Annotated in this window: 16 protein-coding genes and 1 pseudogene; 14 read left to right on the top strand and 3 right to left on the bottom strand. The window is 64.6% G+C overall.

Annotated features, from left to right (window positions below; translation table 11 throughout):
• The first annotated feature begins 17 nt into the window (after positions 1–17).
• The 7 genes from CU110_RS10825 to CU110_RS18015 are packed head-to-tail and all read left to right on the top strand — an operon-like array spanning position 18 to position 5,243.
• On the top strand, positions 18–1,088 hold the full coding sequence (locus CU110_RS10825; RefSeq protein WP_164850354.1) for an ABC transporter ATP-binding protein: 1,071 nt from the start codon (positions 18–20) through the stop codon (positions 1,086–1,088).
• The gene (locus tag CU110_RS10820; protein ID WP_127735936.1) at positions 1,085–2,992 is read left to right on the top strand and encodes a GldG family protein; all 1,908 of its coding nucleotides are present in this window, start codon (positions 1,085–1,087) and stop codon (positions 2,990–2,992) included. The genes CU110_RS10825 and CU110_RS10820 overlap by 4 nt, the downstream gene beginning before the upstream one ends.
• A complete protein-coding gene (locus CU110_RS17140; protein WP_240665360.1) occupies positions 2,935–3,552 on the top strand; it encodes a hypothetical protein in 618 nt (205 codons plus the stop codon). The genes CU110_RS10820 and CU110_RS17140 overlap by 58 nt, the downstream gene beginning before the upstream one ends.
• Entirely contained in the window at positions 3,437–4,000 is a 564-nt protein-coding gene (locus tag CU110_RS10815) for an alpha/beta hydrolase (protein ID WP_346427193.1), read from the top strand. Before CU110_RS17140 ends, CU110_RS10815 begins: the two co-directional genes overlap by 116 nt.
• Positions 4,000–4,236, top strand: a complete 237-nt coding sequence (locus CU110_RS10810) for a hypothetical protein (RefSeq protein WP_205694033.1) — start codon at positions 4,000–4,002, stop codon at positions 4,234–4,236. Before CU110_RS10815 ends, CU110_RS10810 begins: the two co-directional genes overlap by 1 nt.
• A gap of 48 nt (positions 4,237–4,284) precedes the next feature.
• The gene (locus tag CU110_RS10805) at positions 4,285–5,046 is read left to right on the top strand and encodes a patatin-like phospholipase family protein (RefSeq protein WP_346427129.1); all 762 of its coding nucleotides are present in this window, start codon (positions 4,285–4,287) and stop codon (positions 5,044–5,046) included.
• Entirely contained in the window at positions 5,043–5,243 is a 201-nt protein-coding gene (locus CU110_RS18015; RefSeq protein WP_346427128.1) for a hypothetical protein, read from the top strand. Before CU110_RS10805 ends, CU110_RS18015 begins: the two co-directional genes overlap by 4 nt.
• Before the next feature lie 18 nt (positions 5,244–5,261).
• Here CU110_RS18015 and CU110_RS10800 read toward each other — a convergent pair whose 3' ends face one another.
• A complete protein-coding gene (locus tag CU110_RS10800) occupies positions 5,262–5,936 on the bottom strand; it encodes a transporter substrate-binding domain-containing protein (protein ID WP_205694032.1) in 675 nt (224 codons plus the stop codon).
• Between the two features lie 51 nt (positions 5,937–5,987).
• Complete coding sequence (locus CU110_RS10795; protein WP_084209779.1) at positions 5,988–6,623, bottom strand: Smr/MutS family protein; 636 nt, start codon at positions 6,621–6,623, stop codon at positions 5,988–5,990.
• Positions 6,624–6,765: 142 nt separating this feature from the next.
• Here CU110_RS10795 and prmB point away from each other — a divergent pair, with 142 nt between their 5' ends.
• The 4 genes and pseudogenes from prmB to phaC all read left to right on the top strand — a co-directional run.
• Positions 6,766–7,728: a 50S ribosomal protein L3 N(5)-glutamine methyltransferase gene (gene prmB, locus CU110_RS10790; RefSeq protein WP_054554939.1), complete on the top strand. Its 963-nt coding sequence runs from the start codon at positions 6,766–6,768 to the stop codon at positions 7,726–7,728.
• A 111-nt stretch (positions 7,729–7,839) separates the two neighbouring features.
• Positions 7,840–8,931, top strand: coding sequence for a chorismate synthase (aroC, locus tag CU110_RS10785; RefSeq protein WP_054554938.1), 1,092 nt, complete (start codon positions 7,840–7,842; stop codon positions 8,929–8,931).
• Between the two features lie 296 nt (positions 8,932–9,227).
• Positions 9,228–10,088, top strand: coding sequence for a phasin family protein (locus CU110_RS18010; RefSeq protein WP_127735927.1), 861 nt, complete (start codon positions 9,228–9,230; stop codon positions 10,086–10,088).
• Positions 10,089–10,134: 46 nt separating this feature from the next.
• Positions 10,135–11,865 (top strand): annotated as a pseudogene (gene phaC, locus CU110_RS10775) (class I poly(R)-hydroxyalkanoic acid synthase); the annotation flags it as partial.
• Between the two features lie 726 nt (positions 11,866–12,591).
• Here the strand turns inward: phaC and CU110_RS10770 are convergent.
• Positions 12,592–13,482 carry a LysR family transcriptional regulator gene (locus tag CU110_RS10770; protein ID WP_077372378.1) on the bottom strand — a complete coding sequence of 297 codons (891 nt, stop codon included), beginning with the start codon at positions 13,480–13,482 and terminating at the stop codon, positions 12,592–12,594.
• Between the two features lie 228 nt (positions 13,483–13,710).
• On the opposite strand from CU110_RS10770, the gene leuC reads away from it, so the two are divergent.
• The 3 genes from leuC (at position 13,711) to leuB (ending at position 17,055) form a co-directional block, all read left to right on the top strand.
• Complete coding sequence (gene leuC, locus CU110_RS10765; protein WP_084209077.1) at positions 13,711–15,162, top strand: 3-isopropylmalate dehydratase large subunit; 1,452 nt, start codon at positions 13,711–13,713, stop codon at positions 15,160–15,162.
• Between the two features lie 11 nt (positions 15,163–15,173).
• On the top strand, positions 15,174–15,827 hold the full coding sequence (gene leuD / locus CU110_RS10760) for a 3-isopropylmalate dehydratase small subunit (protein ID WP_077372384.1): 654 nt from the start codon (positions 15,174–15,176) through the stop codon (positions 15,825–15,827).
• Positions 15,828–15,972: 145 nt separating this feature from the next.
• The gene (leuB, locus tag CU110_RS10755) at positions 15,973–17,055 is read left to right on the top strand and encodes a 3-isopropylmalate dehydrogenase (RefSeq protein WP_084209076.1); all 1,083 of its coding nucleotides are present in this window, start codon (positions 15,973–15,975) and stop codon (positions 17,053–17,055) included.
• Positions 17,056–17,126: the final 71 nt, after the last annotated feature.

The raw sequence follows: 17,126 nt of genomic DNA, 5'->3' as shown, positions 1-17,126 counted from the left end.
TCTATCAGCCTGCGCCTGTGCCACTGCTGGCAAGCCGGGGGCTGGGGCGTCAATTCGGCCTTCACCAGGCCGTGTCCGGACTCTCCTTCAAGGCCTTTCGCGGCGAAGTGATCGGCCTGCTGGGGCCCAATGGCGCCGGCAAGACCACCAGTCTGCGCATGCTGGCAGGCACCCTGGCGGCAACCGATGGCGAACTGACGCTCGAGGGAGAGGCCTTCGATGGGCGAGCCGGTCAGCGTCAGCTCAATCGCCTGAAGCGACGGATCGGCTATCTGCCGGAAGGGGCACCATTGTGGCCGCAGCTTACCGTGCGCGAGACGCTCGAGTGCGTCGCGGGCCTGCATGGTCTGTCGCGCAGGACTCGCAAGGAGCGCCTGCCTGCCTTGATGGATCGCCTCGACATCACGCCGTTCGCCAATCAATTGTGCGCCGTGTTATCCAAAGGCTATCGCCGGCGCGTGGCACTGGCGATGGCGCTGACCCATGACCCGGACATCCTGCTGCTGGATGAGCCCACCGATGGGTTGGACCCGCTGCAGAAGGACAGCGTGCGCGCCTTCATACGTGAGCTGGGGCGCGAGCGCCTGATCATCGTCTCCACTCATCTGCTGGAAGAGGTGCCGCGCATCTGTGATCGCGTGCTGGTCATGGCCAACGGCCAGCTGGGCTTCGATGACACGCCGGCGGCGCTGGCGGCCCTGTCCGTCAGCGAGGCGGTGCCCAGTGCCTATCGTGAGCGACTCGGTGCCGCTCATGGCGGCACGTCGCCCCTGCCGGTGTGGCGGGTGATCCTGAGCCGTGAACTCAGCGAGCTGGAACTGGCCAGCGTCTCGCGGCTGCCCGGTGTCGCGGCCATCACCGCCGTGTCGCCCGAGGGCGCCCGACTGGTGGGCAGGCCCGGGCAGGACCCGCGCTCCGCGCTGGCGCGGTGGTGCAGCTACATGCAGATACGGCTCGATGAGTGCGTGCATGAGCGGGGGGACATCGAGGTGGCATTCCGTCAGCTGGTGGCGCGCATGGCCGAGCAGCCCGCGCCATTGCCGCGCGTGAAGCGCCCCCTGGATGCGGATCAGGAGGTATCGTCATGAGGGCGATGATGGCGCTGGTGCGGCGTGACCTGCATCAGGCAATGACCCAGGGGGCCAGCTGGTCTCTGCTGGTGGTGATGGCGGTGCTGGCCCCGCTGGGGGCCTTCGAGGTCGGTGATCTTCTGGCACGTGATCGTGCGGACCTGGGAGCGCTGTGGCAGGTATTGCCATGGCTGCTGGTGCTATGGACACCGTTGCTGGCCCTGCGTGGCTGGCCGGAAGAGCGCGCCAATGGCCTGCTTGAATGGCTGTCAGGGCTCGGACTTGGTCCATGGCGGCTGGCGGGCGCCCGCCTGGCAAGCGCCTGTGTGCTGGGCTGGCTGGGCCTGGCGATGACGGCACCGTTGCTGGTGCTGATCCACTGGCTGGGCGATCCCGATCTCGGCCTTGTGCTCAGCGGGTATCTTGGCATGGCGCTGTTGGTGATGGCACTGGCAAGTCTCGGTCAGGCGCTGGCGGTCCGTGCGCCCTCGGCGCTCTCGGCCTGGCTGGGGGCGCTGGTGCTGGGGCTGGCGTTGATGCTGCCGGGCACGCCGGCGGTGACTGCTCAGCTGGCGCGTCATCTGGCGCCACACTGGGTGCAGCTGCTGGATCTGATCAGTCTGCCGGCCCATCTCACGCCCTTCAGCGAAGGGCGCCCCGCGCTGCTGGATGTCGGCTACTTCCTGTCGTTGACCCTGGCCGGTCTGGTGCTGCAGGTGCGTGGCCTCAAGCAGGAGCGCAACACGCGTCGGCAGGCGCCCCAGTGGCTGGTCGCCCTGGCCGTGGCATCAAGTGTCACGGCCGTGCTGCTGGCCGCCCAGCGTCTGCCCGCCATGGTATCCCCGAACGCGTCCAATCCGCTGATCACGGCGCATGACCTCACCGATACCCGCCAGCACAGCCTGAGCCCTGCCAGCCGGGAGCTGCTATCGCGGCTGACATCCCCCGTGACGCTGACCTTCGCCTACAGCGAGCGCTTTGCCGCGGACCTCCCGCAGCTGCGGGAGCTGGCGACACGTATCGAGACGCGTCTGGGCGCCTTCGCGCGTGAGCCTCAGGTGCGCCTGAAGCGGGTGGACCCGCAGCCGGACAGTGCCGATTTCACGGACCTCGAGGCCCAGGGACTCACGGCGCTTTCGCTACCTGGCGGTGAAAGAATGCTGTTCGGTCTGATCATCGATGGCCCCTATTCCGAGCGCCGTGCGATCCCGATGCTCAAGGCCTCCGATCTCGGCGGACTGGAAGCGCAGGTCGCGCGTCAGATCCAGGAAGTCTCGCGCACCCAGCCACCCTGCCTGGGCGTGATCTCCAGCCTGCCGGTGATGGGTCAGCCGAGCATGGAGCAGGGCCGGGCACTGGGTAGCTGGGGGCTGATGGAACGTCTCAATGCCCGCCTGCGCATCGACTGGCTGTCCGGCGGGGATGACCCGGCGCGCCCTATCGGCGATCAGGATGCGCTGCTGGTGATCGCCCCGCGCCTGTTGCCGACGGCGACGCTGACGGCGATCCGTGACTATCTGGATCGTGGAGGGCGAGTGCTGATGATGCTGGACCCGCTCCCCGAGATGCTGGATCAGCCAGCCCCGGCCTCTGAGGCTCTGAGCGCCTTGCTGGCCCATGCAGGACTTGAGTCACGTGCCGGCGAGGTGGTGGCGGACACCCGACTTGCCTTGCCGATCGGTCTGCTGGACGGCACGCGCGCCCTCAGTCCGACGCTGCTTGGCATCGGCCCGGACCGTCTGTCGGATGCCTTGCTGAACCAGAATGTCGATCAGCTGGTGATGTCCAGCGCTGGTTGGCTGGCCCCGCGTGAGGAGACGGCGGAGACACCGTCGGCCAGCTGCTGGTGGTCAGCGATGTCGACATGGCCAGTGATCGCCTGTGGCGGCGCAGCGCGGCGGACGGCAGTGAGCGCGAGCTGAATGCCAATGCCCGTTGGCTGGAGAACGCGGTGGATGTGCTGGCGGGCAGCCCGGAGCTGGTGGCGCTGCGTGCCGGTGCCCATCAGGTGCGCGAGCTGACGCGACTGCATCAGCTGGCGGATCGCCAGGCGGCCGAGGAAACCCGTCTGCGCAATGACTGGCAGTCGCGCCTGAGTGCACTGGGGGCTGCCCCGGTGGCCGACAAGGCGGAGGCGACACGCCAGCGAACGGCATTGGATGACATGCAACAGGCGTTCGAGAGCGCACTCGCGCGCCAGCAGCGCGCGGCGAATGCCGAGCGTGATGATCTGCGTCGCAGGCTTCGTCTCTGGACCTTGCTGGCGCTGCCGGTGTTGCTGGGCCTGTTGGGTGAGCTGATCTGCTGGCGGCGCTATCACGCGAGTCGTCGAGCGGGCTATCGCCCTGCCGGGCGACTGTCCGGCCATCGTCAGCCCGGACAGTCGCAAGGTCATCGGGGTAGGGCATTCGCTGGGAGGCGTGGTCAACTACATGGCCGCGCTCAAGCAGCCGGCGCGTTTCCACTGCGTCATCCTGCTTGACCCGCCCTTGATGCTGGGACGTGATGCCATCGGCCTCAAGATCGCCAAGCGCTTCGGTTTCATCGACCGTGTCACGCCGGCAGGGCGCACGCGTGGCCGGCGTGCCCGCTGGGATTCGCCTCAGGCGATGCATGATTACCTGCGTCGCCGCTCGCTGTTCGCCAACTTCACGCCCCGGGCACTTGCGGACTACATCGAGCATGCCACGCATCGCCACGGCGATGGCAGCCTGTCGCTGAGCTTCGATACGCGTCACGAGGTGGAGATCTTCCGGCATCTGAGTGATCACCTCACGGGCTCCGTGGCCAGGCTCAAGGTACCGGTGAAGATACTGGCAGGTGAGCAGTCGGACCTCTTGACGCCACCGCGCATCGCCAGGCTCCAACGGGCCGGGCTGAAGAGGGCTGGCGGCTGTGCAGTGACCGTCGTCTGCTCAGACCCTCGGTGATGCGCTATACCCCGGAGCAGGTACTGGCGCTGCTGGCCGCCGTCAATCAGCCGGTGCTGCTGATCGAGGGGGAGCAGGGTATCCTGAGGGAGCGGCCCGAAGCGCAGCTGGCGCGAGCGGCCGTGCGCGGGCTGGAGCGTTGCGTCCTGCCCGGCGGCCATCACCTGCATCTGGAGCCGGGACATGTCGCGGCGGTCGCGGCACGGATCATCGACTGGACCGTCGCGGGCGAGTAGTCCGTCGCGCCAAGGTCATCCTTCATCATCGTCATCGGGAGACATGCCATGGCCAAGCGCAAGACCATCGCCCTGGCACTGGGGAGTGGCGGGGCACGCGGTTATGCTCATATCGGTGTCATCGAGGAAGTGCTGGCGCGGGGCTACGACATTCGCGCCATCTCCGGCTGTTCCATGGGCGCGCTGGTGGGCGGCATCTATGCCGCCGGTCAGCTCGACGCCTATCGGGACTGGGTGTGCAAGCTGGATTATTTCGATGTGCTGCGACTAGTGGACGTGACCTGGAGCCCGATGGGCGCCATCCGCGCCCGTCGCATCATGGAAGAGCTGGAGGCCCTGATCGGGGATACGCGCATCGAGGACCTGCCGATACCGCTCACCACCGTTGCCACGGACCTGATCGCCCAGAAGGAGGTCTGGTTCCAGAGCGGCAATCTGCTCGAGGCGATCCGGGCCTCCATCGCCGTGCCGGGGGTGATCACGCCGGTGCAGCGCGATCGCAAGATGCTGGTGGATGGTGGCTTGATGAATCCGTTGCCCATCACGCCGCTGGTGGCCGCGCATGTGGATCTGGTGCTGGCGGTGAATGCCACCGCGCACTCGCCGCGCAACCAGACGCTGGAGCAGATGCTGCCCCCGGCGGAGGCGGCCGAAGAGGAAGCACGCGAGGCCGCGCTGCAGGCGCAGGAGGGCGGATTCGGTGACTGGCTGCGTGGCGTGCGCCGCAGTGCCGAGCGCATGTTCTCGGCCGAGCGTGAGGCGACGCCGACGACAATTCGCCGGAGCAGGCCTGGGGCAAGCTCGACATGATGATGCGCTCCTTCGATATCACCCAGGCGACACTGGCCAAGTACAAGATCGCCGGGTATCCGCCGGACATTCTGGTCGAGATCCCCAAGACGGTGTGTGGCGCCTACGAATTCCATCGGGCCGAAGGCCTGATCAAGCTGGGCCGTCACCTGGCCGCCGAGGCGCTGGATCGTTACGAGAAGGGGCTGGATGGCTAGGAGGTCGGACGCGCTGGTTCAGCCCTTGATCCATTTCTCGAAGATAGCGGCCTGCTCGCCGGTGCCCTGCATCTGGGTCAGCCACTGATCCACATAGGCTTTCCAGATGTTGTCACCCAGCGGCAGCAGATAGCCCTTCTGGGAGAAGGTGAATGGCGTGTCCGGATGCACGCTGCACAGCGCCGGGTGACGGCTGGCCTGCAGCTGGGTCTCGATGGCATCCGTCACCATCACGTCGGCGCGGTCTTCGATGATGTTGTTGAAGATGGTGCGGTTGTCATCGTGTGCCACACGGGTGGCATCACCGAGAAACTCGTTGGCGAAGCGCTCGTTGGTACCGCCCGGATTGACGGTGATGCGCACGCCTGGCTGATTGATCTGGGCGACGGTCTGGTACTTGTCGACATCTTCACAGCGCACGATGGGCGTCTTGCCGCCGGTCTGGTAGGGCAGGCTGAAGTAGGCCTGTGCCTGACGATCCAGCTTGATCGAGATACCGGACATGGCGATGTCGCACTTGCCGGAGGTGAAGTCCTCCATCAGCGTCGGCCAGCTGGTCGGAACCGTCTCGACGCTTGCGCCCAGGCTTGCGGCCAGCGAGGCGGCCATGTCGAGGTCGATGCCCTCGAACTCGCCGTCGTCTTCACGATGGCTGAAGGGGGCATAGTCACCGGTGGTGCAGACCTTCAGCACCTGAGTGTCCTTCACGCGGGAAAGCGTGCTGTCGGTCAGGGAATCGCTGGCTCAGTCCATCAACGGATCACGGCCCTTGCTGCGCAACAATACATAAACTGCGCCGCTGCCGCCGTCCAGCTCCAGCGCCGAGGTGAAGGCCAGCACGTCCGGCCACTGGCGCAGCCAGGCGTTGACGTGGCTCTTGATGATCGGGTGATCCGCCATGCCGGTCCACGCCTTGCCATGTACGACCAGCACACAGCGTGAGCGCCGCGCGATGGCGTCATCGATGAAGGATTCCAGCTCGCTGCGCGCCTGCTCCAGTGTGTAGCCGTGCAGATCGAGACCGGCTTCCCAGGCGATCTCGCCGCGCTTGAGGCGCTGGCGCTGGCGGTAGGGGAGGTCCGGTACCGCGAAGTCGAGCAGCTGGCTGGGCGTGACCGGTTCGACCTGGCCGTCCGTGGTGCGCGATGGCGTGCCGAGAGAGTCGGTCGAGGCTTCGCTGGCGGCAGCGCGACGCGCGGCCAGTCGGGCCTGCTCGTCACGGCTGAGCGGCTTGCGGCCGGGGTCTGCCCGGTTGCTGGTGATCTTGCGCACGCCGGCCTGTTTGAGGGCGGCGCGGAAGGCGTTGAAATCGTCGCCGTCATCCGAGCTGTCGTCGTGTCGGGGGGCATGGCTGGGGGCTCCGCAAGCGGTGAATGGCAAGGGGCGCAGTATAGCGTGGCTGTCGGTGCTGTGCAAGGGTCGCCGCCACGCCTCGTGAACGCTACAATGCCTGCGCGAGACGCCACCGACGCTTCATGACTGGCGGCGCTCGTTGTCCATCTGTCCGCTTACAGGAATCACCGTGTCCACTACTTCCGCGTCCGACCTGCGCCATCCTTCCAGCCTCAGTGAGCCGGATTCCCGTCTCGTCGAGGAGCTGGTGACTCTGCGCGACCTGATTCGCTGGGCGACCAGCGAGTTCCACGCGCACCGTCTGCACTTCGCCCACGGCACCGACTCTGCCTGGGACGAGGCGGTGGCGCTGGTACTGGGTGCGCTGCATCTGCCGTGGGACACGGACCCCGCCGTGATCGACGCCCGTCTGCTGACCATGGAGCGTGCGCGCATCGTGGCGCTGGTGCGTGAACGCATCACCACCCGCAAGCCGCTGCCGTATCTGCTCGGTGAAGCCTTCTTCACCGGCGTTCCCTTCGATGTCGATGAGCGCGTGCTGATTCCGCGCTCGCCGATCGCCGAACTGATCGAGAGCGGCTTCTCGGCCTGGTTCCCGGAACTGCCGCCGACCCGGGTGCTGGACATGTGCACCGGTTCCGGCTGCATCGGGATCGCCACGGCGCTGGTGATGCCGACCGCCGAGGTGGATCTGGTCGATATCAGCAGCGAGGCGCTGGAAGTCGCGCGTCGCAACATCGAGCGCCACGACGTGGCAGGGCGGGTCATCGCCGTGCAGTCGGACCTGTTCGCGGGCGTGGCCGGCAAGCGCTATGACCTGATCGTCTCCAATCCGCCCTACGTGGACAGTTTCGATCTCTCCCACATGCCGCAGGAATTCGGCCACGAGCCGGCGCTGGCGCTGGGCGCCGGTGATGATGGCCTGGATATCGTGCGCCGTATCCTGCGCGAGGCGCGTGACTACCTGACCGACGACGGCGTCTTGATCGTCGAGGTCGGCAACTCCGAGCGCCACCTGATGGACGCGTTCCCGGACGTGCCCTTCATGTGGCTGGAGTTCGAGCGCGGCGGCAACGGCGTCTTCGCCATCGATGCCCAGACACTGGACGTCTGCGCCCCCGAATTCGCCTGAAGACAGGCTCGTCTGGTGCCGTCGCTTCAGCCCCAGACCTGAAAAGCTCACGACACATATTATCAGAACGCCGTCGGCCATGACCGGCGGCATCGCCTGAGGACCCCCTGAATGTCCGGAAATACCTTCGGCAAGCTGTTCACTGTCACCACCTTCGGCGAAAGCCATGGCCCGGCGCTGGGCGCCATCATCGATGGTTGCCCGCCGGGCATCGAGATCAGCGAAGCGGATCTGCAGATCGATCTGGACCGCCGCCGCCCCGGTACCTCGCGTCACACCACCCAGCGGCGCGAGCCGGACCAGGTGCGCATTCTCTCGGGCGTGTTCGAGGGCCGCACCACCGGCACGGCCATCGGCCTGATGATCGAGAACACCGATCAGCGCTCCAAGGACTACGGCAAGATCAAGGACCAGTTCCGTCCGGCCCACGCCGACTACACCTATCACCACAAGTATGGTGAGCGTGACTACCGTGGCGGTGGCCGCAGCTCCGCGCGCGAGACGGCCATGCGCGTCGCCGCCGGTGCCATCGCCAAGAAGTATCTGGCGAGCCACGGCGTGCAGGTGCGCGGCTATCTGTCCCAGCTCGGTCCCATCGAGCTTGAGGTCAAGGACTGGTCGCTGGTCGACACCAATCCGTTCTTCTGTGGCGATGCGGACCGCCTCGAGGAGCTGGAGCAGTACATGGACGCCCTGCGCAAGGAAGGCGATTCCGTGGGCGCCAAGGTCACCGTCGAGGCGACTGGCGTGCCGGTGGGTCTCGGTGAGCCGATCTTCGATCGCATCGATGCCGAGCTGGCCCATGGCCTGATGAGCATCAACGCCGTCAAGGGCGTCGAGATCGGGGACGGGTTCGCCGTGGTCAGCCAGAAGGGTACCGAGCACCGTGACGAGATGACGCCGGAAGGTTTCCTCTCCAATCATGCCGGCGGCATCCTGGGCGGTATCACCAGCGGCCAGACCCTGCGTGCCAGCATCGCGCTCAAGCCGACCTCCAGCCTGCGACTGCCGGGTCGCAGCATCGACGTCAACGGCGAGGCGGTCGAGGTGATCACCACCGGCCGTCATGATCCGTGTGTCGGCATCCGTGCCACGCCGATCGCCGAGGCGATGGTCGCGCTGACGTTGATGGACCACCTGCTGCGCCATCGTGGCCAGAATGCCGACGTCAAGGTCGACACACCGGTGCTGCGCGAGGTGTAAGCCGCTTGCGGCGCGGCTGAACTGCTGGCGCTGCCCAGCTGTTGAACTAGAAACGATGACAAGCCCCTGATCCTTTAGTGAGAAAGTGATGCCCTGCATCCTTCGTGTGCTGGGCTGCGTCTTGCGTGGCTGGGTTGGCTTGCTTGCGTGGTGGGTTGGCTTGCACAAAGTAAATAAGAAAAGGCGTAAGTAGCAGGCTGCCCCCGTGTCATTCTCGCTGCTAGACTCGAATGGCAAGCATGCCAGCGGACTCGCGCACCACGCCGTGCGCGGGCAGACAACACAAGGACACTGCCATGAAGATCAATGTCGAATTCGACCTGACGCCTCAGGAGTTTCGCCAGGCGATGGGCCTGCCGGATGTGGAAGCCTTTCAACAGGAATTGATGGAGCGCTTTCGTCGTCAGATGGAAGCGGGCGTCGAGGGCTATGATCCGATGAGCCTGCTCAAGCCGCTGATGACACCGGGGGCGGGCACGCCGTTTGCCAGGTTCATGCCGCCGGGGATGGCGGAAGGCATGGCGGGGTCATGGGATTGCAACCGCTTCGGGAGCAGACTAGTCTTTGTGCAGTGCAGCATAATGCTGCGCTCCAAAGATGGCGCAGAGTCTTCTGCGCGCTCTTCCGGTACGGAATCCATGGGAGGAACCGTCATGCAACAGGATCAGATGTTCAACGCCTTTGCCGAGCAGGCTCGCAGCTTCTATCAGCCGATGCGCAAGCTCAACAGCCTGGTGCTCGACCACATGAGCAAGGTGGCCGAGTTCCAGATGGATGCCGCCAAGCGCTATGCCGATACCGGTTTCGAGCGTGCCCGCGCCGCGACGGAAGTGAAGAGTGTCGAGCAGCTCAGCGAATTCGGCAATCGTCAGCTGGAAGTGGCCACCGAGCTGTCCCAGCAGATGATGGACGATTCCCTGAAACTGGCGGAAATGGGCAACGAGATGCGCAGCCAGATGGAACAGGCCTATTCCGATGCGGGCAAGGAAGCCACGGACAAGGCATCTTCCGCTGCCAGCAAGGCGTCTTCCGCCACGGCGGAGATAGCCAATGACAAGGAGGACGGGCGATATGGTTTCAGCCCAGCAGCAGGCACTTTCTCAGGCATTCTCTCAGGCCTTTTCCCATCTGTTCCCCGATGGCGTCGACGGCGGTGAATGGGCCGGCGTGGTACAGGAAGCCAGCACCCAGTATCAGGCTCTGATGAGTGACATGCTGGAGCGCCTGTGGCCAAGTGCTGCTGCCTCCACCATCTACGACGAGATGGGACGTTGCTTCCAGGCAGGCGCGGAGGCGCTGGCACGTGACCCCCAATTGCTGATTTCCACGCAGACCCGCCTCTTCCAGGACCAGATGGCCCTGATGCAGGGCACGCTGCGCGAGATGAGCGGTGAGAGTGTCGAGCCCGTGATCAGCCCCGCACGCTCTGATCGTCGCTTCCGCGATGAGGCTTGGCAGAGCGAACCGTATTATCACTTCCTCGTGCAGCAATACCTGCTGTTCTCGCGCGCCGTGGATGAGATGCTGGCGGGCATCAAGGGATTGCCGGAGAGCCAGAAGCGCAATCTCGAGTTCTACGCGCGCCAGTACGTCAGTGCCTTCTCGCCCTCCAACTTCGCCTCCACCAACCCGGAAGTGCAGCGGGTGACCCGTGAAACCGGCGGCCAGAATCTGCTCGACGGCTTGAAGCGTCTGCGGGAAGACCTTGCCAACTCCGCCGAAGGCATCAATGTCGCGATGACCGACACCGAAGCCTTCCGTCTCGGCGACAACATCGCCGTCACGCCGGGGGATGTGGTATTCGAGAATGAGCTGATCCAGCTGATCCAGTACCGCCCGGCGACGGAAAAGGCCTTCAGTACGCCGTTGCTGGTCGTGCCGCCGTGGATCAACAAGTACTACATTCTCGATCTGCGTCAGGACAATTCGATGATGCGCTGGCTGGTGGAGCAGGGGCACACCGTGTTCCTGATCTCCTGGCGCAATCCCGGGCCGGAGCAGAGCGATCTCACCTGGGCCGATTACATGCAGATGGGGCCGCTTGCCGCGATGGATGCCATCGAACAGGCCACCGGCGAGAAGCAGGTCAATATCCTGTCCTACTGCATCGGCGGCACGCTGACGGCCAGCACCATGGCCTATCTCACGGCCAGGAAACAGGCGGATCGCGTGCGCTCGGTCAGTTACATGGCGACGTTGCAGGACTTCTCCGATCCCGGCGAGATCGGTGTCTTCCTCAACGAGCCGGTACTGCAGGGCCTTGAGAAGCAGATGGCGCAGGACGGCTACCTGGATGGCCGCGTGATGGCGTTCTCCTTCAACCTGCTGCGCGAGAATGACCTCTTCTGGTCGTTCTACGTCTCCAACTATCTCAAGGGCGAAGCGCCGACCGCGTTCGACCTGCTGTACTGGAATACCGACGGCACCAACCTGCCGGCCGGTACCCATGCCTGGTATCTGCGTCACATGTATCTGGAGAACCGCCTTGTGCAGCCCGGCGGTATCGAGCTGGACGGTGTGCCGATCGACCTCTCGCAGATCGAGATTCCCAGCTATTGGGTCTCTGCCCGCGAGGATCACATCGCCAAGTGGCAGACCACCTACAACGGCACCCAGCTGCCCAAGGCTTCCATCAAGCGCTTCGTGCTGGGTGGCTCAGGCCATATCGCGGGTATCGTCAATCCGCCGCACAAGAACAAGTACGGCTACGTCACCAATGACGAGCTGCCGGCGACACCGGATGCCTGGCTTGAGGGCACCGAGGCGCATGAAGGCTCCTGGTGGAATGACTGGCAGGCATGGATGTCCGGCAATGGTTTCGTCGAGCCTGAACCGGAAGTCTCTGCGCGCACGCCGGGTGAGGGCAAGCTCGACGTGATCGAAGCGGCGCCGGGGCGTTATGCGCGCCAGACCATTCCGGAAGTACTCGGCCAGACTGTGCCGGAAGAGATCACCTCAGCCGCACAGGCGCAGCTCAAGACCGTGCGTGATGTGCAGGAGACGGTCGAGAAGAGTGTGAATGACGCGCTCAAGCAGGTGACATTGCCGCTGGAAGAGATGGTGTCGGCAATGACAGGGAGCGCGGCGGGCAAGGCGAGCAATGATGCCAGCGACGCGAAGGGCAGCAGCTCGTCCGGTGCCTCCAGGGCGCAAGGCGCCAGCACCGGGCCTGCCGCTTCCAAGGCGGCATCAGCGGCTACTGAGTCAGCAGCCAAGAGCACTGCTGCCAAGAGCACTGCTGCCAAGAGCACTGCTGCCAAGAGCGCAACGCCCACCAGCAGCACGGCCAGCGACAGCACTGCAAAACAGAGCACGGCAAAACCGAGCACGGCAAAACCGAGCACTGCGAGCACGGCTGCCAGCAGTACAGGTAGCTCAACGGCGAAGACCACCACGGCGAGAAAGACCTCCACGCCGCGCAAGACAGCTGCCAACAAGACGACCGCGAACAAGCCAAGAGCGACACCACCAGCGAAGCGCCCAAGCCGCGCCGTGGTCGTCCCTCCAGCGCCAGCAAGGCCGCCGCCGCCAAGGCAGCGGAAGAGGCCAAGAAGGATGATGCCAAGCCTACGGCCAGCAAGACGGATGGCTCAGCGGGCAATGACAAGGACACTGGCAAGCGCTGATCAGCGGCACCACCAGCAGGACGTTCGAAATTCGTCAGCGGTGTCTCGAGGCCGCATCCCTTGCCCCTTCCAGCAGCTCGATCATGGCGCTGGCGGCATTCGAGAGGGTGCGGTTGTTGTGATAGAGGTAGCCGAGCTGGCGTTCGATGGGGCGGTGGTCGATGGGCAGGATCTCGATCTCGTCGTCGATCATGCTTTCCGGCAGCACGCTCCAGCCCAGGCCGATGGCGACCATCATCTTGAGGGTCTCGAGGTAGTTGGTAGACATCGAGACTTCCACCGAGAGGCCATCACGCGCGAAGGTGTCGATGACGATGCCACGCGTGAAGGTCAGGTGGCCCGGCAGCACGGCGTCGTGCTGTGAAAGGGCGGCCAGCGGCAACGCCTTGTGTCCCGCCAGCGGGTGGTCTCGTCCGCACACGAAGCGCATCTCGTCCAGCCACACCGGCACCACCGTCAGATTGGGATCGCGATGCGGTGCCAGAGTGACGACGGCCAGTTCCAGCTCTCCATCCAGTACGCCCTGATAGGCCTGTTCCGAATCCAGGAAGCGCATGTCCATGCGTACCTCGGGATGGGACATGGTAAAGGCCTTGAGCAGTGGCGGCAGACGGTGCAGGCCCACATGGTGGCTGGTCGCCATCGTCAGGCTGCCTTTTACCTCGCCGGACAGATTGCGTAGCGCGCGCCGCGTGTCATCGTGCATCACCAGAATGGCACGGGCCCGCGGCAGCAGGATGTTGCCGGCCTCCGTCAGGGTGACGCGCCGCCCGATGCGATCAAACAGCCGCGCGCCGTGGAGCTGTTCCAGCTGCGCGATGCGTTTGGAGACAGCGGGTTGTGTCAGGTGCAGCTGCTCGGCCGCCAGCGAGAAGGAGGCGGTTTCCGCGACGGCAACGAAGGCCTGAAGAGAGGGAGTGTCCATGTGAGGCAGCTATCCTGTCATGAGGGCGTTCAGAAGAATGATCCAATGGTATTCCTTTTGGGAATCCAAAGCATGAAAAACATGAATTGCTTTTATTCATCGCCGCCGAGTACTCTTGATGACACAGGACGCGGCGGCGATGCTCGAGCCGGCTCGCACGACCGCCCCGCCATCAACACTGGACGACACACCGCGCTCTTACCGTAGGGCGCCACGAGGAGACACGACATGGCCAGCCAGACCCTTTATGACAAGTTGTGGGACCAGCATCTGGTCAAGCAACGTGAAGACGGTACTGCACTCATCTACATCGACCGTCACCTGCTGCACGAAGTGACGTCACCGCAGGCCTTCGAAGGGCTGCGTCTGGCCGGTCGCAAGCCGTGGCGTCTGGATGCCAACCTTGCAACGCCGGACCACAACGTGCCGACCTCTCTCAAGGAGCGCGCTGCCGGTATCGCGGGGATCGAGGATGAAACCTCTCGCATCCAGGTGCAGACCCTCGACGACAACTGCAACAGCTTCAACATCGAGCAGTTCACCATCAATGATGCGCGTCAGGGCATCGTGCACGTGGTCGGGCCGGAGCAGGGCGCAACCCTGCCGGGCATGACCGTGGTGTGTGGCGATTCCCACACCGCGACCCACGGTGCCTTCGCGGCACTCGCTCACGGTATCGGCACCTCCGAGGTCGAGCACGTGCTCGCCACCCAGTGTCTGATCCAGCGCAAGATGAAGAACATGCTGGTGCGCGTCGATGGTCGTCTCGGCACTGGCGTCACCGCCAAGGATGTCGTGCTCGCCATCATCGGTGAGATCGGTACCGCCGGCGGTACCGGCTATGCCATCGAATTCGGCGGCACCGCCATCCAGGACATTTCCATGGAAGGCCGCATGACCATCTGCAACATGGCCATCGAAGCCGGTGCACGGGTCGGTCTGGTCGGGGTCGATGACATCACCATCGATTACCTGCGCGACCGTCCCTATGCGCCGAACGCCCAGCAGTGGGAAGCGGCCGTGGCCGACTGGCGCAATCTGGTCTCCGATGCAGACGCCGAATTCGACAAGGTCGTCGTGCTCAAGGCCGAGGACATCGCCCCGCAGGTCACCTGGGGCACCAGCCCGGAGCAGGTCACCAGCGTCAATGGCGTGGTGCCGGACCCGGCAGCCGCCAACGATGACACCGAAGCGCGTGGCATCACCCGTGCGCTCGAGTACATGGGCCTCAGCGCTCAGCAGAAGATCACCGACATCAAGCTGGACCGCGTGTTCATCGGCTCCTGCACCAACTCGCGTATCGAGGACTTGCGTGAAGCGGCGCGCGTGGCCGAAGGCCGTACGGTCGCCAAGAGCCTCAAGCAGGCGATGGTCGTGCCGGGCTCTGGCCTGGTGAAGGCACAGGCGGAAGCCGAAGGGCTGCACGAGATCTTCCTCGCCGCGGGCTTTGAATGGCGCGAGCCGGGCTGCTCCATGTGTCTGGCGATGAATGCCGACAAGTTGGGCGCCGGCGAGCATTGTGCTTCCACCTCCAACCGCAACTTCGAAGGCCGTCAGGGCTTCGGTGGGCGTACGCACCTCGTCAGCCCGGCCATGGCCGCCGCTGCCGCGATTGCGGGTCACTTCGTTGATGTTCGTGACTTTGCCCCCATTCCTACTTCCGATACCCACGCAGCCTGAGGAGGCCCGACATGGAAAAGTTCATTCGCCAGCAGGGCCTCGTGGCACCGCTCGATCGCGCCAACGTCGATACTGACCTGATCATCCCGAAGCAGTTTCTGAAGTCGATCAAGCGTACCGGCTTCGGCCCGAACCTCTTCGATGAGCTGCGTTATCTCGATGAGGGCTATATCGGACAGGACATCAGCAAGCGTCCGCTGAATCCGGATTTCGTGCTCAATCAGCCTCGTTACTCAGGCGCAAGCGTGCTGCTGGCACGTCGCAACTTCGGTTGCGGCTCCTCGCGGGAGCACGCGCCCTGGGCACTGACCGACTTCGGCTTCCGTGTCGTCATCGCGCCGAGCTTCGCCGATATCTTCTACAACAACTCGTTCAAGAACGGCCTGTTGTTGATCACCCTCGACGAGGGCACGGTGGATCGCCTGTTCAAGGAGGCCGAAGCGGTGGAAGGGTATCGTCTGGATATCGATCTCGAGGCACAGGCGGTCATCACGCCGTCCGGTGAGTCGATCCCCTTCGAGGTGGACAGCTTCCGCAAGCATTGCCTCATGGAAGGCCTGGATGACATCGGTCTGACTCTCAAGGATCAGGACGCCATCGACAGCTTCGAGACGCGTCATCGCGCCGAGCGTCCGTGGCTGTTCCGCGATGGCAAGACGGCCTGATCTGTCCAGCGTCACGCCAGTCAGCGCCCGAAGTCGCAACACATTCGTCATGGCTCGCCGTCCAGAGTGGCAGCGAGCCCAGTCTCAGCACCGGCGGTGAACCGTCGGTCTTGCCGGATGCTCTCCGGCCCAAGGAGAGTTCCAGATGAGCCGCAATATCCTGATTCTGCCCGGTGATGGCATTGGCCCGGAAATCACGGCCGAAGCCGTGAAGATCCTTGAAGCCGCACGCAGCGAAGGGCTGGACATCACGCTGAGCGAAGGCAAGGTCGGTGGTGCAGGGTATGACGCGGCGGGCCATCCGCTGCCGAAGGACACGCTGGACGCCGCCAAGGCGGCGGACGCCATCCTGCTCGGCGCGGTCGGTGGCCCGCAGTGGGACAAGCTGGAAGATATCTCCCTGCGTCCGGAACGCGGCCTGCTGGGGCTGCGCAAGGAGCTTGAACTCTTCGCCAACCTGCGCCCGGCAATTCTCTACCCGCAGCTGGCCGAGGCCTCCAGCCTCAAGCCGGAAGTGGTGTCCGGTCTGGACATCATGATCGTGCGTGAGCTGACCGGTGGCATCTACTTCGGCCAGCCGCGTGGCATCGAGACGCGCGACGGACAGCAGGTCGGCTACAACACCTACGTCTATTCCGAGTCCGAGATCGAGCGTATCGGCCGTACCGCCTTCGAGATGGCCCAGAAGCGCAACAAGAAGCTGTGCAGCGTCGACAAGGCCAACGTGCTGGAAGTCACCATGCTGTGGCGTGACGTGATGGAGCGCATCTCCGCCGACTACCCGGATGTCGAGCTGTCGCACATGTACGTCGACAACGCCGCCATGCAGCTGGTGCGCGCACCGAAGCAGTTCGACGTGGTGGTCACCGGCAACATGTTTGGCGACATCCTCTCGGATGAGGCCGCGATGTTGACCGGTTCCATCGGCATGCTGCCGTCCGCCTCGCTGAATGCCAGCGGCCAGGGCATGTATGAGCCGTGCCACGGCAGCGCGCCGGACATCGCGGGTCAGGGCATCGCCAACCCGCTGGCCACCATCCTGTCGGTGGCCATGATGCTGCGCTACTCGCTCAACGAAGCGGCGTGGGCCGAGCGTATCGAGAAGGCGGTCGGCGTGGTACTGGATGAAGGGCTGCGTACCGCCGATATCGCTTACGCCGGCACTCGCAAGGTCTCCACCTCCGAGATGGGCGATGCCGTGCTGGCCGCCTTCAAGGCCCAGGCGTAAGGCAAGACCCGCGTGAACGCCGCGAGCCAGCGGCGTTCACGCGATGATCATGGGGGAGCTCGGCGTGCGTC

It is taken from the genome of Cobetia sp. ICG0124, assembly GCF_004006355.1.
Lineage (GTDB): Bacteria > Pseudomonadota > Gammaproteobacteria > Pseudomonadales > Halomonadaceae > Cobetia > Cobetia marina.
The sequence above is the reverse complement of the archived record's forward strand: the minus strand, read 5'-3'. Positions and strand labels throughout refer to the sequence as shown.

What these genes read in the sequence shown, in the direction of transcription:
- CU110_RS10820 (WP_127735936.1), top strand. Translation starts at nt 1,085, where the DNA reads ATGAGGGCGATGATGGCGCTGGTGCGGCGTGACCTGCATCAGGCAATG.
- CU110_RS17140 (WP_240665360.1), top strand. Translation starts at nt 2,935, where the DNA reads ATGGCCAGTGATCGCCTGTGGCGGCGCAGCGCGGCGGACGGCAGTGAG.
- CU110_RS10810 (WP_205694033.1), top strand. Translation starts at nt 4,000, where the DNA reads ATGCGCTATACCCCGGAGCAGGTACTGGCGCTGCTGGCCGCCGTCAAT.
- CU110_RS10805 (WP_346427129.1), top strand. Translation starts at nt 4,285, where the DNA reads ATGGCCAAGCGCAAGACCATCGCCCTGGCACTGGGGAGTGGCGGGGCA.
- CU110_RS18015 (WP_346427128.1), top strand. Translation starts at nt 5,043, where the DNA reads ATGATGATGCGCTCCTTCGATATCACCCAGGCGACACTGGCCAAGTAC.
- aroC (WP_054554938.1), top strand. Translation starts at nt 7,840, where the DNA reads ATGTCCGGAAATACCTTCGGCAAGCTGTTCACTGTCACCACCTTCGGC.
- CU110_RS18010 (WP_127735927.1), top strand. Translation starts at nt 9,228, where the DNA reads ATGAAGATCAATGTCGAATTCGACCTGACGCCTCAGGAGTTTCGCCAG.
- CU110_RS10770 (WP_077372378.1), bottom strand. Translation starts at nt 13,482, where the DNA reads ATGGACACTCCCTCTCTTCAGGCCTTCGTTGCCGTCGCGGAAACCGCC.
- leuC (WP_084209077.1), top strand. Translation starts at nt 13,711, where the DNA reads ATGGCCAGCCAGACCCTTTATGACAAGTTGTGGGACCAGCATCTGGTC.
- leuD (WP_077372384.1), top strand. Translation starts at nt 15,174, where the DNA reads ATGGAAAAGTTCATTCGCCAGCAGGGCCTCGTGGCACCGCTCGATCGC.
- leuB (WP_084209076.1), top strand. Translation starts at nt 15,973, where the DNA reads ATGAGCCGCAATATCCTGATTCTGCCCGGTGATGGCATTGGCCCGGAA.